This window comes from Ruegeria sp. F5 (genome assembly GCF_056533845.1).
In genome coordinates, this window is record NZ_JBQFOU010000004.1 from 135,705 (window position 1) to 152,601 (window position 16,897).

11 protein-coding genes are annotated in these 16,897 nt (G+C 61.1%); 9 read left to right on the forward strand and 2 right to left on the reverse strand.

Going from position 1 to position 16,897, the window contains the following annotated elements; translation table 11 throughout:
* Window positions 1–7: 7 nt before the first annotated feature.
* Window positions 8–1,072, reverse strand: a complete 1,065-nt coding sequence (locus ACR0K1_RS07860) for a patatin-like phospholipase family protein (protein ID WP_480849714.1) — start codon at window positions 1,070–1,072, stop codon at window positions 8–10.
* Between the two features lie 224 nt (window positions 1,073–1,296).
* Here ACR0K1_RS07860 and ACR0K1_RS07865 point away from each other — a divergent pair, with 224 nt between their 5' ends.
* From ACR0K1_RS07865 to ACR0K1_RS07905, 9 genes are read left to right on the forward strand one after another with little or no spacing between them, the layout of a single operon-like run.
* Window positions 1,297–1,956 carry a hypothetical protein gene (locus ACR0K1_RS07865; protein ID WP_480849716.1) on the forward strand — a complete coding sequence of 220 codons (660 nt, stop codon included), beginning with the start codon at window positions 1,297–1,299 and terminating at the stop codon, window positions 1,954–1,956.
* Window positions 1,956–3,788, forward strand: coding sequence for a S1C family serine protease (locus ACR0K1_RS07870; RefSeq protein ID WP_480849718.1), 1,833 nt, complete (start codon window positions 1,956–1,958; stop codon window positions 3,786–3,788). The genes ACR0K1_RS07865 and ACR0K1_RS07870 overlap by 1 nt, the downstream gene beginning before the upstream one ends.
* A gap of 9 nt (window positions 3,789–3,797) precedes the next feature.
* Window positions 3,798–5,084: a hypothetical protein gene (locus tag ACR0K1_RS07875; RefSeq protein WP_480849720.1), complete on the forward strand. Its 1,287-nt coding sequence runs from the start codon at window positions 3,798–3,800 to the stop codon at window positions 5,082–5,084.
* Window positions 5,084–8,233, forward strand: coding sequence for a virulence factor SrfB (locus ACR0K1_RS07880; RefSeq protein ID WP_480849722.1), 3,150 nt, complete (start codon window positions 5,084–5,086; stop codon window positions 8,231–8,233). The genes ACR0K1_RS07875 and ACR0K1_RS07880 overlap by 1 nt, the downstream gene beginning before the upstream one ends.
* 26 nt (window positions 8,234–8,259) lie before the next feature.
* Window positions 8,260–10,980 (forward strand): virulence factor SrfC family protein, encoded by a 2,721-nt coding sequence (locus ACR0K1_RS07885; RefSeq protein WP_480849724.1) that lies wholly within the window; start codon window positions 8,260–8,262, stop codon window positions 10,978–10,980.
* The gene (locus tag ACR0K1_RS07890; RefSeq protein WP_480849727.1) at window positions 10,977–12,017 is read left to right on the forward strand and encodes a hypothetical protein; all 1,041 of its coding nucleotides are present in this window, start codon (window positions 10,977–10,979) and stop codon (window positions 12,015–12,017) included. Before ACR0K1_RS07885 ends, ACR0K1_RS07890 begins: the two co-directional genes overlap by 4 nt.
* 20 nt (window positions 12,018–12,037) lie before the next feature.
* A complete protein-coding gene (locus tag ACR0K1_RS07895) occupies window positions 12,038–13,969 on the forward strand; it encodes a vWA domain-containing protein (protein WP_480849729.1) in 1,932 nt (643 codons plus the stop codon).
* A 3-nt stretch (window positions 13,970–13,972) separates the two neighbouring features.
* Window positions 13,973–14,725, forward strand: coding sequence for an ABC transporter ATP-binding protein (locus tag ACR0K1_RS07900; RefSeq protein WP_480849731.1), 753 nt, complete (start codon window positions 13,973–13,975; stop codon window positions 14,723–14,725).
* Window positions 14,722–15,924: an ABC transporter permease family protein gene (locus ACR0K1_RS07905; protein ID WP_480849733.1), complete on the forward strand. Its 1,203-nt coding sequence runs from the start codon at window positions 14,722–14,724 to the stop codon at window positions 15,922–15,924. Before ACR0K1_RS07900 ends, ACR0K1_RS07905 begins: the two co-directional genes overlap by 4 nt.
* Window position 15,925: 1 nt before the next feature.
* Here the strand turns inward: ACR0K1_RS07905 and ACR0K1_RS07910 are convergent, their stop codons facing one another.
* Window positions 15,926–16,834 (reverse strand): hypothetical protein, encoded by a 909-nt coding sequence (locus tag ACR0K1_RS07910; protein WP_480849735.1) that lies wholly within the window; start codon window positions 16,832–16,834, stop codon window positions 15,926–15,928.
* Between the last annotated feature and the right edge of the window lie 63 nt (window positions 16,835–16,897).

Below are 16,897 nucleotides of genomic sequence, written 5' to 3' on the forward strand. Positions count from 1 at the left end.
AATGGAATTATCTGTCAACCGTTTCAGTAACTAATGCGCTGCCGGTCAGCGGCAGTGGCTCTGAAATCAGGCGCTCGGCCAAAAGACCTGCGGCTTCGAACAGCCGCTCTTTGCCCGCGAAATCCGCGAATTTCCGCATGTCGCTTAACTCGCCGGGTTTCAGGGAAAAGGACAGCGCCTCGAACGTGTCGCGTGTCAGGCTCATGTCATAGTGGTCGTGCTGCAGGGACGGGCCGAACATCTGCGCCATGTCGCGCATCAGTTCCTGCGACAGCGCCTCGGCATCCTTGATCAGGCCGAACAGACCGCGAAAGGCGCGCAGAACCGAGACCCGGTCCACCAGGTCTTTGCCGGAATAGGTCGGCCGCGAACTGCCGGTTCCAAGCGAGATCAGAGCCGCACGGCGGGCCCCCGCTTCGCGGGTCAGCCGGGTCAGCAGATAGGACGGGTCGTTGAACAGACTGAAACCGCCATCCACCAACCGGGTCTGACCGAGACCCTTCAAGTTCAGTGTGATCGGAGAAAACAACCCCGGTGCGGCGGTGCTGGCGCGCAACAGGTCAGACAGCGGCAGTTTTTCGCGGCGAATTTCTGCGGACAAGATCGTATCGATATCGCTGTCAACTGTCGTAAAAGCAATGGCTTTTCCGCGCTGCAGGTCCTTGGTCAGCACCGTCAGATCGCATTCCAGCTGGCTGCGGTCCAGCAGCCGTCCTTGGGTGCGTTGCTCGAAGAAACTGTGCAGCAGTTCGCCGTCAAAGACATCATGCAGCAGGGGAACAGCGCGCTTGCGCCGCTTGAAACCACGGGGCACGTCGTGCAGATAGAAGTCGGCGATATCCTGGGCCGAAAGCCCAAGCGCGACCCCGGCGGCAATGACCGCTCCGGTGGAAGTCCCCGAAACGGAATCGAAGCTGTCGCACAGCCGGTAGGCAGGTCCGTAAGCGTCTTTTCCAAGCGCCTCGAAACGCATCAGCATCGCGGCTGGAATGACCCCAAGCAGGCCGCCTCCGGAAACCGACAAAAGCGACTTCGGAGTTTCGTTTCTTTCTGCTGTTTCAAAGTCGAACATGACCCAAATCCCATACGTGTTTACCATTTGGTAACTTCGTAGCGGGTACGGTTAGCCGTTTGAAATGACAGCTTTTGTAATCGGGTGGGCATGACATTTTTTGTAACTGATCGCAGTCGCAGAATTGCGTTGACCATCAGTGTTGAGTCACGTTTACTGACTTTCGATTTGTAGGGGGTGTTTTCGTTTTGCTCCGAATTGTCTCGGTCTTTTTTGGCACTGCATTGCTTGTCGCAATTGTCGCCTGGTCCGCTGCCGCGCTGGTGCCGGCATGTGGTGCCGGGGACCGTGTTGCTGCCACATGGTTCGACTGGTGCCCCGTGAACAAGGCCGAACAGACCGAAGCGCAGTTGGCGGTTCTGGAAGGTCAAAACAAGATTTTGCTGGATCGCATTCTTCAACGCGAACGCGAGCTTGCCCTGATACAGTGCCAGCCGGAGGAACCCCAACAGGCAGCCCTGCCGGAACCGGCCCCGCTGCCCGAAAAGATCGATCGCGGGGATTGGGAAGGCAGGCGCATCGGATTGCTGGAAGGGTGTTGGGAACTGGATTCCAGTTTCGTGACAACCAACCGCACCACCGGCGTTGAAACCACGTACAACCAATGGATCATGTGTTTCGATGCAAACGGTGTTGGCCGCGAAGAGATGCGCGCCGCCAACGGCAACAGCTGCGAGGGCCCTGTTACGGGCGCATTTGACGGCAGCGGCGCGCTGATCATTGAAGAACCCGGCGATCTGTCCTGCAGCGATGGCGGCTATATCTACCGCCTGCGCAGCAGTTGCGAACTGAACCAGGCCGGCACGGCAAACTGTGTCGTGACACAACCCGAGGTCGGAAGTTCCGCAACCGTAGAATTCCGCCGATCCACAAGAGGCAACTGATGGCCGAACATTTTCTGACCAAAACACAGATTGAACTGAAACAATGCCTCGAGGTTGATGGCGAGCTGGCGATCGAGGCTTTTGCGGCCCTGCAGGACGCCCTCAAGTCAGCCGGGGGGGATGAGGCTGCCCAGCTTTTCGCCGAGCCTTTGCTGAGCCGCGGCAATGATCAGGTTTCGCCATCGGTGTCCTGGTATACAAACGTTCAGGGCAACGCCACGCCGTTCGGGCGGCTGGATGAGGCCTCGCAATCGGCGCTGTCGGCAGAACTGTCGCGCAGGCTGGAACCGCTTCGGTCCGCTTTGAGTGATGAAAACAGCGGCCTGCTGGGCAGTGCGTTGCATATTTCCGACCTGAACGATGTGTGGTCCGTAGATGGCACGCCGGTCATTATCAACTGGGGCATGATGCCTGCAGGCTCCAAGCATGATGCGGATACGCGCAGGGCGCATTACGCCCAGACCCTCGGGCGTTTTCTGCCGCTGGCAGCGCCGGTCGCCGCGGCGGCAGCTGCACCCCCCGAGGTGGCCGCGCCCGCACAGGCCGCATCCCAAGCTTCACAAGTCCCCGCTTCCGCCTCGGTCGCACCGCCGGTTGGTGCCACAGGCGGCACGCCCCCTCCGCCGCCGCCCCAGGCGCCGCAGCCTGCCGCCGCCGCACCGCAGCGGGTGCCCTTGTGGGCATGGTTGCCGCTGTTGCTTCTGGTGCTGATTGCGGGCGTTGTGTTGATCTGGCTGCTGATCCCCGGCAATCGCATTTTCCCGGAACAGGCGGGCGACAAGGCCATTACAGACGAGGCCGCGCTGGCCGCTGTGGCAAACGCCAACAAGTCGCTGGAACAGCGGCTGGCCACGTTGCAGACCGCCATCGACGGTGCCGTTTGCGAGGCGGACGGAACGCTTCTGATGCCCAACGGACGCACTATCGAAGGGCTGCTGCCGCCAAACCCCAATGATCGCACTGACATCCCCGGCGCGATCCGGCCCGCCGAGCGGACAGCCATTCTGCCCCCCGATCCCGAGCGCGTGCAGGTTCCGGACTCGGACGGCCCGAAGGACACCAAATCGCTGCTGGCCTATATCGAAGAGCGCACCGCAATTGTGCTGGCCCCTTCCCCGGCGGGTCTGGGCAGCGGCTCCGGGTTCTTTGTGGGCCCCGATCTGCTGGTCACGAATTACCACGTCATCGCGGCCCCCGGTTCGACGATCTATGTCACCAACAACGCGCTGGGTTCCCTGCGCGAGGCGCAGGTCCTCAAGACGTTGGGTCCGTTGGAAGCGACCGGAGGGGATTTCGCCCTTCTTCGGGTCGAAGGGGCGCAACAACCGTCCTTCAACGTCTTGGATTCAAACGAATCCCTGCGCCTGCAATCTGTCATCGCAGCCGGGTATCCCGGCGATCTGTTGCAAAGCGATGCGCGGTTTCAGCAATTGCGGGCGGGCGACCGGACAGCTGTGCCGGAATTGGCCGTCACGGATGGAACGGTTTCGACCGAACAGCAGATCAACCCGCAGTACAAAGTGGTTGTCCACTCTGCGCCGATCTCACGGGGCAACTCCGGCGGACCGCTTGTTGACATGTGCGGCCGTCTTGTCGGCGTGAATACGTATGTCAAAGTCGGGCCGATGCGCAGCCTGAACTTTGCCCTGTCCACGCCCGACCTCATGCAGTTTCTGAACGGCACCGGCGCGCTGCCGACGGTTGTGACCCAGAACTGTGCGCCACAGATCCAGCGCCCGCTGCCGCCGGACAGCGCGCAGGCTTCGGGAGTGCCGGAAAGCACCGAGGCCCCCCTACCCAAGCTTCCTACACTGACGCCGAAAAGCGAGTGAGTTGGCGTAATGTTTGAAGCTTTCCTCGCAAACACATCAACGCAGGGCCTGTCCCCGCTTGGAACCGCACCGCAGCGGTCGTTTGAGCTGATCACCGGCACCGTGCGCGACAAACTGGGCGAGCGGCACGCCGCCCTGTTCGCCGAACCGGTGGCGACGCAATATGGCGACCGGTTCGACTGGTACGCAACCACCGCTGGCGAGCCGCGCCAATTGGACAGTTTCGACGAAGACGCGCGCGGTGAAATTGAAGACGACTTTCAGTCGCTGCTGTCCGATATCACCGAATATGGCCAGTCGCTGCTGGACAGCAAAGACCCCGACCAGCAGCGTCTGGGCGAGGCTTTGTGCAACGCCGTGCAGCATCCCGGACCAGACTGCGTTTATGTGCTGGAAGACGGGGACACCAAACAGCCCGTTATGCTGAACTGGGCCTGGGTGTCCGACAATCAGGCCGCCGTGACCGGTGACCTGAGCGGGGCCGAAGGGGCCGCGCGGGCGCAAAAGAAAGCGGCGGCGCAGGCTGCCGCGACGGCGGCGTCCGCCGCTCAGCCAACCGGTCAAGACACGGCACCTGCAGCCGTTGCCACCGCCGACCGGGGCTCCCTCAACCTGTGGTGGTTGATGTGGTTTGGCTGGTTGTTGCTGCTGCTGATGATCGCTGCGATCTGGTATCTGATGGTCGAAGCCTGCGCCCTGCGCCTTCCGGGCGTGGAAAGCTACTGCCCGCCTCCGGCTGCGGAGGCTTCGGAAGAGGAACGCCGCACGCTTTGGCTAAGGGACCGAATTGCCAGCCTGGAACGGCAGATCGGCATTGCCGACCGGGCCTGCCAGCCTGAAAAGGTGTTGGCCCCGATCCCCGACCCGCAAGACCGGACCGAGGCCGCCCCCGATGTCGATAGCAACAGACTGACCGAACGCGGCGCGCGCGAAGGGAAGCTGACGATTTCGCTGCTATGGGACTCGATTGCGGATTTGCACATGGATGTGCGATGCCCCGGCAGCCAGATCATCAACTACGACAACCGGTCAGCCTGTGGCGGAACGCTCGATATCGGCGGCAACCACGACATCACCACTGCCGTGCCGAACGCGATTGAAAGCATGTATTTCGACGCGCCGGCAGACGGGACCTATTTCATATCAATCTCTCTTTTCCACCCACACGGCCAAAGCACGACGCAACCGTTTCGCCTGCGGGTCAAAGAGGGCAGCAAGATCAAAACGTTCACAGGCTCGGTATCCCAAAACCAACCGGCCTGGACCGCTATATACGAAGTCGGAAAGGGTAACTAATGCTCAGAGATCGCAAACCACAAATTCGTAAACTCGCGAATTTGCGCGATGAAATCACTCTGATTCCATTTTCAGGCACGCAAATGCTGGACTTCGGCTTTGACATTGCCAAGCTGGAAATGCGCCCGCTGCGGTATATCGAACGCGTGACCGGAGAGCAGGATGGCGAGAAGATCCTGACCCTGTTCCCCCTGTCCGGCGACGATACCCGCGATGCCGAGGTGCTGGATGCGCGGCAGGACGACGATGACGAGTATTCCGTCCGCGTTACCGCCGCGCTCGATCCGTTTCTGGACAAATGGGTGCCCATTCCGTTCCTGCGGCAGAAAAGCCAGCGCGGCCATGCGGGTGAATTGCAATTCGATCCCGGCCCGACAAGCTGGGCGCGGATGCGGACGGTTGAACTGGCCGAACCCGATCCGGAAACCGGGCACACCCACCGCATTCAGATCGCGCTGGATACGGCGTTGGTCGATTTGCAGCAGGACGTGAACTATGTTGCGCCTGAAAAGTCTGACGCCGAAAAGGCCCGCGATTTCAGGCTGGTCTCTGAACCCAATGACATGCGCTGGTTCCTGCGCCGCCCCGAGACGGATGAAAACGGCAACATGCTGGATCATCAGCGCTGGGTCTCGGACTGGCTGAAAGAGCTGTTTCTGGATTTCAAACGTGCCGAACGCCCCGGTCGCCGGTTCGCAGAAGAGGACCTGCCCCACCGGTTCGAACACTGGGCCCGCTACCTTGCATATTTGCACGTTGTGCAAAAGGCCGCGAACCCGCCGACCATCCGCTTTGCCAATACGGTAAGCCCCCGCGATTCGGTGACGCCGGTGAATGTCGATCTTGTGCTCGACGTTGGCAACAGCCGCACCTGTGGCATTCTGATCGAACAGTTTCCCGGCGAAACCCGGGTCGATCTGGCCCGGTCCTTCCCGCTGGAAATCCGCGACCTGAGCCGCCCCGAGTTTCACTATAGCGGCCTGTTCCCCAGCCGGGTCGAGTTTTCGGATGTCCGTTTCGGCGATGACCGCTATGCCAGTCGGTCGGGTCGCCGCAATGCGTTTCTGTGGCCCAGCTTCGTACGTATCGGCCCCGAGGCGGTGCGGTTGGTACAAGGCGAAGAAGGCACGGAAACGCTGTCGGGCCTGTCCTCACCCAAACGCTATCTCTGGGACAGCGCCGCCGTGCAGCAGGACTGGCGGTTTCACAACCATATGGACCCGAACAACCTGCCCAAGGCGGTGCGGTCAGCCATGCGCCACCTGAACGAGGCGGGCGATGTGATGAAACAGGTCCGGTACGAAGAAGAACAGCGCCTGCGCCGTCGTGGGGAAACTCCGACGACACCGGCGATCCGCCCGCGTTTCTCGCGCAGTTCGCTGTTCGGGTTCATGATGGGCGAGATTATCGCGCATGCCCTGATCCAGATTAACGACCCCGCTGGCCGGTCCCGCCGGGCGCAATCGGACCTGCCCCGACGCCTGAACCGCATCATCCTCAGCCTGCCGACCGCGACACCGATCAAGGAACAGGCGATCATCCGGTCCCGCACGCAGGGCGCGCTGAGCCTGATCTGGCACCAATTGGGTCTGGACAACGCCCAGAAACCCTATTCGACCAAGCCCGAGGTCAAGGTTGATTGGGATGAGGCATCGTGCACGCAACTGGTCTACCTCTACAGCGAACTGACGCAGAAGTTTGACGGTCGGCTGGACACATTCATCGATCTCAAGGGCAAGCCCCGGATGGCCCCGTCGGGGGCCGAGGAACCCTCGCTGCGTCTGGCCAGCATTGACGTGGGCGGCGGCACGACCGACCTGATGATCACCACCTACCGGAACGAAGCCAACCGCGTTCTGCACCCCGAGCAGACCTTCCGTGAAGGGTTCCGGGTTGCCGGCGATGACCTTGTCCACCGGGTCGTCAGCGCCATCGTCATTCCACGCATTCAGGAATCCATCGAAGCCGCGGGCGGCGTGTATGTCGCCGAGAAACTGCGGGAACTGTTCGGCGGCGATATCGGCGGACAGGACCAGCAGGCGGTACAACGACGACGGCAATTCTCGCTAAGGGTGCTGGTGCCACTGGCCGAGGCCACGCTGGCCCATTGCGAAACCTCGGAAGAGTTCGAACGGTTCGACCTGCCGGTTGCCCGCATTCTGGGCATGCCCGAACCGGTCGAACCTGAAGAGCAGGAGGGTGAAGAGGAAACCACGCCCGACACGCCGTCCGAGACCACCCCTGAAACCGACAGCAGCGGAGAAGTTGGGTCGGAAATCCTGTCATACGTCGAAGATGCCGCCGCCGCTCTGGGCGCGCGGGATTGGAAACTGGCGGATCTGATCCTGACATCCTCGCGCGAGGATGTGGATGCGATCAGCCGCGAAGTGTTCCAGCGCGTTCTGGGCAACATGTGCGAGGTGATCGACCATCTGGGCGTCGATGTGGTTCTGCTGACCGGGCGGCCCTCGCGCCTGCCCGCCATTCGATCCATTGTCGAAGAAATGCTGGTGGTTCCACCGCACCGCCTGATCTCGATGCATCAATACAAGACCGGCCGCTGGTATCCGTTCCGTGATCCGGTTTCGCAGAAGATCGGCGATCCGAAATCGACGGTGGCCGTTGGGGGCATGCTGATCGCGCTGTCGGAAAACCGCATCCCCAACTTCAAGGTCACAACCGGCGCGTTCCAGATGCAATCCACCGCGCGCTATGTCGGGGAAATGGACATCAACGGCCAGATTCCCGACGCGCGTATTCTGTTCCGCGACGTTGATCTGGATTCAGACGGATCCAGCAATGACACGGCGACCGTGAACCTGTATTCCCCGGTCTATATCGGTTCGCGCCAGTTGCCGCTGGATCGCTGGACCACGACGCCGCTGTTCCGGCTGGATTTTGCGGATACCGGCAATCAGACCCGGCCCCTGCCGATCAAGGTTGAACTGCGCAAGACCGATTTCGACGACAGTGATGGCGAGACCAGCGAAGACAAGCTGCGGCGCGAATCCATGCGCGAAGCGTTCGAGATCGATCAGGTCGAGGATGGCGAAGGCGGCGCGATGAAATCCAGCGAGGTTATCCTGCGTCTGCACACCCTTGGTTTTGAAGATGAATACTGGATCGACACTGGCGTATTCCAGGTCTGAACCGTTTGAAGAGATGAGACGATGAAATGAGCCAACAAGACGCCCTGTCCGCCCGCTGCACCGAGGTCGCCCGCCTGTCGCGCGCCGCGCTGGAGTGGATCAATGATCCTGAAAACGAGAAAACCGTCGAAGGCCGGGTTGCCCATCTGCCCAAGGTTCTGCGCAAAAGCGCACGGCGGGCCGAACGGCTGAGCCGCGCGGCGCAAACCAAGATGAGCGTCAGTGTTTTCGGCCCGTCGCAGGCCGGTAAGTCCTTTCTGGTCTCGGTTCTGGCGCGCCCGAACGAAGGGCGACTGGTGGCCGATTTCAACGGACCGGGCGGCAAACTGGACTATATCAGCCAGGTCAACCCGGCAGGCGATGGCGAATCCACCGGTCTTGTGACGCGTTTCACCATGACCAAGGCCCCGACCCCGGACGGCTATCCGATCCAGCTGAACCTGCTGACCGAGGCGGACATTGCCCGCACCCTGATCAACAGCTTCTACGAAGACGGCGACCTGAGCGAAGAACCCCCGACGCCCGAAGCGCTTGAGGCGCATTTCAAAGCGCATTCCGGCAAGGCGCAGGGCGCGCCCACTGGCGGGCTGGACTATGAAGAAGTCTATGAGATCGCCGATTATGTGCAGAAATGGGTTAGCAAATCGTCTTATGCCTTTAACCTCGGCGGGTTCTGGGACGAGGCGGCGGAACTGGCCCCCCGGCTTTCACCCGAAGATCGCGGTCAGTTTCTTGCGATTCTGTGGGGCGGTTATGAACCTCTGACGAACCTCTATATCAAGCTGTCCAAAGCGCTGGCGACTATTAGCCATGCCGAGGTGATCTACGCCTCGCTCGACTCGCTGCAACCGCGCGAGACGTCGATTATCGACGTGAACACCCTGTCGGGTCTGTTCGGCCCCGAAAATGAGGACATGCTGTCGATCCAGACCGCTGCCGGTCAGAACGGTCAGTTGAACCGGGCGGTGACAACGGCACTGGCGGCAGAACTGGTGTTTCCGATGGACGAGCAGCCCTCGCCCTTGTTTGCCGAGACCGACCTGCTCGACTTCCCCGGTGCCCGCAACCGGTTCGAGGCCCCTTTGTCGGTGACGCTGCGAAACCCGGAAGAAGCTGTCACAAACATGCTTCTGCGCGGCAAGGTGGCCTATCTGTTCGACCGCTACGTGTCGAACCAGGAAATCACCTCGATGCTGCTCTGCGTGCCGGACAGCAACATGGAAACGCTCAGCCTGCCGGGGCTGGTCGAACAATGGATCGAACTGACCCATGGCGCGACCCCGGATGAGCGAGCCAAGAACGACTGCATCCTGTTCTTTGTGATGACCAAATTCGACAAACACCTGATCGACAGCGCCTCGGGCGCGGAAGATTATGAGCGGTTCGAGCGGCGCATGGACGCCTCGCTGCTCAAGGGGTTTGGCAAGGTACCGACGTCCTGGGTGCATAAATGGGCCGGATCGGAACCCTTTACGAACTGCTATTGGCTGCGCAATCCCTACTATCCGATTGAGGCGCTCATCCGCTACGAAGATGACCGCGAAGTCGAAATCATCCCCGAAAAGGTGGAACGGGTCTCGCAACTCAAGGCCGGATGCCTGCAGGCAGAGCCCGTGCTAAAGCACTTCAAAGACCCCGACCGTGCGTGGGAGGCCGCCCTTGGCCTGAACGATGGTGGCGTCAGCTATCTGATCGACGAACTCACCAAGGTCTGCAAACCGGAAAGCAAACTGCGCCAGATCAGCACTCAGGTCGAGGCCGTCGCCGCATCCCTGCATCAGGAACTGGCCCAGTTCTACGTCTCGGACGACGTCGAACAGCGCATTGAAGAGAAACGGTTGGCCGCCGCCGGGATCATCGACAGTCTGGAACTGACCTTGTCGAACCACCGGTTCGGGGCGTTTCTCAAGGCGCTTTCGGTGGATCAGGACGCGGTTCAGGATCGGATTTCGCGGGTGCCGTCCTCGATCCGCATCACAAACGCGGTGGCGAACGAGGCCCCGAAACCCGCTGCGGCGGCAGCCCCGGCCGCCGCAACCACGCGCCCTGCCCGTCCGGGGGCACCACTGCGCCCCGGTGCGCCAGCCCGTCCGGCTTCACCTGCGGCAGAGGCCCCGGGGGCGCAACAGGCCCCCGCCGAGGAAGAAGCCGCCAAGCCAAAGGCAAACACTATCCGAACCATGACGCCGGAATCCTTTCAGGCGTCGACGGCTGTTTCCGTTTGGATTGAAGAACTTAACCGGTTCAAGGAAGACGAAGAGCGCCTTGCCGTCTACCAGTTGAATCAGGAAAAAGCGGGCGATCTGGTCAACGAGATGATCCACGGGCTGTCGCGCACCAATGTCCAGGACGACATCATGGGGATGCTGCGGGCGATCTCTTATGGGCTGACGGTAGACAAACAGGCCCCCTCGGCGGCAATCGTCTGTTCCGAACGTATCAACAGTTTCGTCACGACCCTTGGCGCGCGGGATGTACGGGATGGCAAGGGTCTGGACATCGATCTGGGCGACGGAAACAGCCGAAAGGCGTTTGCGCCGCGCATTGGGGCCGACACAGCCGAAAGCCTGCCCGAAACCCCGCGCGCCGCGGCAACCGACACCTGGACCGACTGGGTCTTTGCGCTGGATTCGCTCTTTGTTGAAAACGCTAAGGACAGTGATGCGGGCACGGTGAATATCGAACAGAACATCAAACTTGGCGGCGTCCTGACCGAGCTGTCAACAGGAACGGAGCAGCCCTCGTGATCGAGATCAGGCCAGATTCCAAGCACCCGCATGGCGGCTTTGCCGAACTCACCATCTCTGGCGCCGTGGCCGAGGGTGACCCGGTGACGGTGGCGGTGTTCAACAGCTACCAGCAAAAGTGGCTTAGCCCCGAAGGGTGGCAGGCGAACAAGGCCGCCATTCCCGCCCGATCCGCAATTCAGGACGGTGATGTGCTGCGTCTGATCGTCGGCCCCGAAATCGTCAATCAGATCGAAGAGGATACGCCGATCCGGGTCGAGGTCGGCGCGGGCAGTTGGGATACGTATTGGCCGGATGATATCAACGCCGGTCCGGACGAGGCCATCATCGGCGGCATCGGCGGCACCGGTGCAACGCCGGAAGCCAAAGCGCCCACAGTCATGGTCGCCGCGCCCGAGGCGGATAATTCCGAAACCGTGCTGTCCGCAACGGAAGCATCTGATGAGGATCAGGAAGCCGCAGCGGAAGAAGATAGCGCGACCGAGGACAACACAGGTGATGAGGGCAAATCCAGCTCGATCGGCCTGATAGCGGGCATTGCGGCACTGGTTCTGCTACTTGCGGGCGGCGCGTATTTCTTCCTGAACATGTCGGACGAACCCGAAGCCGACGCGACCGAAACCGCCGTTGTCGAACCTGAACAGAACGCCCCCGCAACGGACCCCTGCGAACAGTCCCAATTGGCGGAACTGTCGTCCCAAGGCTTCACCACATTGGCTGGTAAAATACGCGAGTGCGGCAGTTCGGTATCCGCCGACAACGCGCTTGGGTTTGTCGAAAAGGCAGCCAATTCCGGCGATGCGGATGCGCTTGCGCTGTTCGGAACGCTGTACGACGCCACCGTGACCGACGACGTGATCGAAGGCCAGATCGGCCTGACCTTCCCGGACCAACCCTCGCGCGCGGCAGAGTATTACAGCCGTGCCGCCACAGCAGGCTCGGAACAGGCCGCCACACACCTGAACGCGGTCTGCAACCGGCTCAGGCTGAAATCCGACACACTGTCCCAAAGCGCGCTTGAAGACTATTGCCAGTGAACCTGAGGAGCCCAAATATTATGCAACTCGCTTTGACATTCCGGCTGGCCTGTCTGACCGCGCTTCTCTGGGTCTTTGTTCCGGCGGATGCGGTGGCGCAGCAGCGCAAACCACTGCTGCTGGAGGGCACTCAGACCATCTATCAACGCGTCCTGACCCGCCCCGGAACTACTGGACACACAGCGGCGAATGGGCCTGTGCAGGTCACCTACCCCGCTTTTCAGCCGCTCTACGTGTTTGCCCGCGAAGGTGACTGGCTGGAGGTCGGGCCCAGCCCCAACGCCGCGCCGGAAGGGTGGGTTCAGGAAAACGGAACCGTTCCGTGGAAACAAAACATCGTCGGTGCCTTCACCAACTCGGCCGGGCGCAGCCGTCAGTTGCTGTTTGATACACAGGGCGATCTGGACTGGCTGATGAATCACGAGGCGCTGCGGGACATTCAGGAACGTCTGGTCGCCGAAGCCTCGGCCGGGGTCATAAACGGGGAAAACGGTGTGGTTTCGGTTGAACCGCAGGAATTCGTCAACATCAAGGATGAGCTGTACCTGATGCCGATCCTCGACTTCACCGAGGCGCTGCACCCGTTGACCTATGACGAGATCCTGATGATGCAGGTCGCGTCGGTCCCGAAACAGAAAGATACCTCGGGCGCGCAGGAACTGCAGGGCGAAACCTCGGCCTTTGATGTAGGCATCGTCTTTGTTCTGGACACCACGCAGTCGATGGAACCCTATATCGCCGCCACGCAGCGGGTGCTGCAAAACACCGTGCGGCAGATCGAAGGCACGGAAATCGGCGAGTTGGTGAATTTCGGCGTGATCGGTTTTCGCGACAACACCGAAGCGGTGCCGGACCTGGAATACCGCACCAAAACGCTGATGGATGTCGATCGCCGCAGCGATCAGACACCGGTTCTGGCCGCGATTGGGCAGGCTACCAATGTGGCGCAGGCCAATTCTCCGGGCTTCAACGAGGACAGTCTGGCGGGGGTTGAGGACGCCATCGACAAGATCGACTGGGATCTGACCAAGGCCGATGGCGACAAGATTGATGCGCGCTACGTGATCCTTGTCACCGATGCCGGGCCGAAAGACCCGCGCGATCCGAACGCCCGGTCCGAAATCGGCACGGTTGAGCTGCAGAAAGACGCCGAAGGCCGCAACATCGTCATCATGACGCTGCACCTGAAAACCCCGAACGGGTCGGGCAACCATGCCTATGCCGCCGGAAAGTACCGCGAGTTGTCGCGTTTTGCCGGGCGGGAATACTACTTCCCGATTGAGGGCGGTTCCGAAGAAGCGTTCGAAGGCGTGGTCAGCCGCGTTGTTACCGCCCTGACCGACCACGTGCGGCTTGTGCGCGGCGAAAAGACCGTGCTGAACCCCGAAGAGGCGGGAGAGGGTTTGGTCGAACTGGGCCGCGCCATGCAGCTTGCCTGGCTGGGTGAGCAGAAGGGAACACAGGCCCCCAGCGTGATCAAGGGCTGGCTGTCAAACCGCGCGGTCGAGGCCCCGGACCGGCTGGCCATCGAACCCCGCCTGCTGGTGACCAAGAACGAAATGGCCAGCATGGCCGAGTTTCTGGATAACCTCGTCCGTTTTGGCGAAACCGCGCAAAGCTCGGAACAATCGCTTGATTTCTTCTCGCAGGTGCGCGGTCTGATCGCGGATATGGCGCAAAACCCCGACCTGCTGGTCAATGCCGATGCCGATACGCTGGGTGGCGCGATGGAGTTTCTCGATCGGCTACCCTATCAAAGTCAGGTTCTGGGCATGAGCGAGCAACGCTGGGCCGAAAGCGCCATGTTCCGCCGCAGTGTCATCGACGGCATGCGCCAGAAGCTGGCGCAGTACCGCAAATGGCTGTTCGACAGTTCCGTCTGGACCCCGCTTTATGATGGCGCGCCAGATGGTGAACATGTCTTTGCCATGCCCTTCGATGTGCTGCCGTAACTGATGACCGAGACTCTGTTTCTCAGGGATGTTTCGGTCAGTCTGGCCGATCAGGACCGCCGCTTTACGCTGAGTGTGCCTGCTTTCGATCTGGCCTCGGGCGAGGCTGTCGGGCTGACCGGCCCAAGCGGCACCGGGAAAACGCTGCTACTGGAAACGCTTGGGCTGCTGCGGCGACCGCAGGCTGTGGAACGGTTTCAGATTGAATCGCAGCAAGGCGGGATTGATCTTGCCGGGGTCTGGGACTCGGGGCAGATGCCCCCTGCCCTTGTGCGCGGGACACAGTTTGGCTTCGTGCCGCAAAGTGGCGGGCTGCTGCCTTTTCTGACCGTGGCCGAGAATATCGCGCTGTCTCAGAAAATCGCCGGGAAACCCGATCCGCAATGGTGCGCCGTTCTGTTGGATCGCCTTGGCATCGGCGACATTTCCGCGCTGTACCCCGGCGCGCTGTCCATCGGACAACGCCAGCGCGTTGCCATCTGCCGGGCGCTGGCGCATCGCCCCTCTTTCGTGATCGCGGATGAGCCCACGGCGGCACTGGACCCCGATGCCGCCGCAACCGCGATGGGGCTTTTGATCGACATGGCAGCCTCGGATGGGGCTGGCGTGATCATCTCATCCCATGATCTTGGCTTGTTGGATCAATTCGACCTGCGACGCGTGACATTGAACCTGATCAGCGAACCCGGTTCCACTGCCGTTGTCAGCCAGTTGCAGGGACAGACCCATGCCATGCCAAAGCGAGATGCGTCATGAAGCTGATGTTCGATCTGGCCCTGCGCGACCTGCTGCGCCAGCGCACGCACCTGATCTGCAATGTTGCGATCCTGGCCGGCGTGCTGGTGCCGCTGATGGTGATTTTCGGGGCCAAGAACGGGATTTACGATGCCCTGATCGGTCGGCTTCTGAACGACCCCGCGACGTTGCGGATCGAAACCACCGGCAACAGCGCGTTTGTCGACAGCGACGTGGCCGAGGTTGCTGGCTGGAACCAGACCGCCTTTGCCACCGCCAAAACGCGGTCGGTTTTCGATTTCGTCAACGTCCGCAAACAGGGTGAGATTGCCAAGCGGGATGCCGTACTTGTCCCCTCGGGAACAGGCGACCCGACACTACCGAAAGGCATGGAACTGGCGGCCAATCAGGCCGTCCTCAGCGCCAGTCTGGCACGTCAGCTGGATTTCACGGTGGGCGACACGGTGCAGATATTCACTCAGGCCAGCGAGCGGAAGCGGCAATTGATGCTGCCGCTGAACCTGATCGCCATTCTGCCGGATTCCGCCTTGTCTGGCCGAACCGTTCTGGCCGACATCGCCGTGCTTGATCTGGTCGAGGCGTTCTATGACGAATACGCCCTGCCCGATCACGGCATCACCGAAGGGCGCGATCTGAACCTGCGCGTTCCCGAATTCGAAGGCATGCGCATCTTTGCCCGCGACATCACCGAACTGGCTGAACTACAGTCAAAAGTCGAACAGCGCTTCGGTGTCCAGACCGAGGCGCGCACAGCCGAGGTCAGCGGTGTGCTCAGCCTTGGGCGCAACCTGAATCTGGCGCTGATCCTGATTGCCGTCGTGGCCAGCCTCGGGCTGGCAGCGGCGCTGGTCTTCGGCTTCTGGGGCGAGGTTGCGCGCAAACGTCAGACACTTGCGGCGCTGGCGCTGTTGGGTATCAGCCCGCGCCGCCTTTGGCTGTTCCCGGTCATTCAGGCGCTGGTCAGCGGCTTGCTGGGGCTTTTTGTCAGCTTTGCCCTGTACCGGATCGCGGGGGCGGTTGCGGAAACAATGTTTGACAACGGACTGACCGGGGAAAGCGGGCTTGTCGTTCTCAGCTTCGCGCAGACAATCGCGATTATCGGGCTGACCTTGCTGTTTGTCGGCACATCCGCCTTCTTTGCCGCCCGAAGCGCCGCGCGGGTGGACCCGGCCGAGGTTCTGCGCGAAGGCGCGACCTGATTCAGCCCCCGCTTTTGTGGGTGGGGAGATTGTCGAAAATCTCTTCTTCGCTGTCGATTGGAATGCGGTTATCTCCGGGGAAATAGCTGGCCGAGATATAGGGCCGTTTGCGCCCGCCGCCGGGTTTATCCGCCGTTTCGACCAGCGAATACAGCACCACCTGCTGGCCGGTGAAATCCTGAAACGTCCCGACCGGAGCTTCCCCCTGATTTGGAACCGATTCCCAATGCCTCAGCAGATCAATCGCTTTGATCGATTCGCGACCGCCGATCAGGGTCACACCAATAAAATCGCCATCGGTCGAGGGATTTGTCGTGCCCCGGAACTGCGCGCCTGGCAGTAGCGCCGCGAGGACCGCATTCGCATTGACCTGCCAGATGTTGTGATCCGTCCCGATCAGAATACCACCGCCCCGCTGGGCCATGGCCGACAGCTGGTTGACAAGGATCGCCGCACTCGATCCGTTGCGGCCCGGAAAATTGGTCGTGGTATTGTGCCTGAAGCTGCGAATTGCGAACGAGCCATCCAGCATCAGGGTCCGGTTTCCGGCCTGGTAAAACTGTTGCAGGGCCTGCAGATCAGCACCATTCACGCGTTTGCGCCGGTTCGCCATGTCGAGGATCACAATATCATACTGCCCGCCGCGCAGTGCATTAGCCAGACCGCCCCCCGAAAGGTTCCGAGTATAAGTGACGGCAAAGACCTTGCCGTCCCCGTATTGCCCCAGATAATCAGCCATTTTCTGGCGATGCCGGGACGTGAAATCAGCGCCGATATCCGGCATCCCGCTGAACCACAGCACTCGGGTGATCTGGTTCGGGCTCTGGTGCTGGGCAAGGGCAGCCGCGCCCAGGACAACAAACAGGATGACGGCAAACAGGGACCTGAAGGATTGGCTGAACCGCGACACGAATTTACTCCACACTCAATATCCGGTCACTATAGCGCAATTGAAGGTCCCGCAAAGTGACGA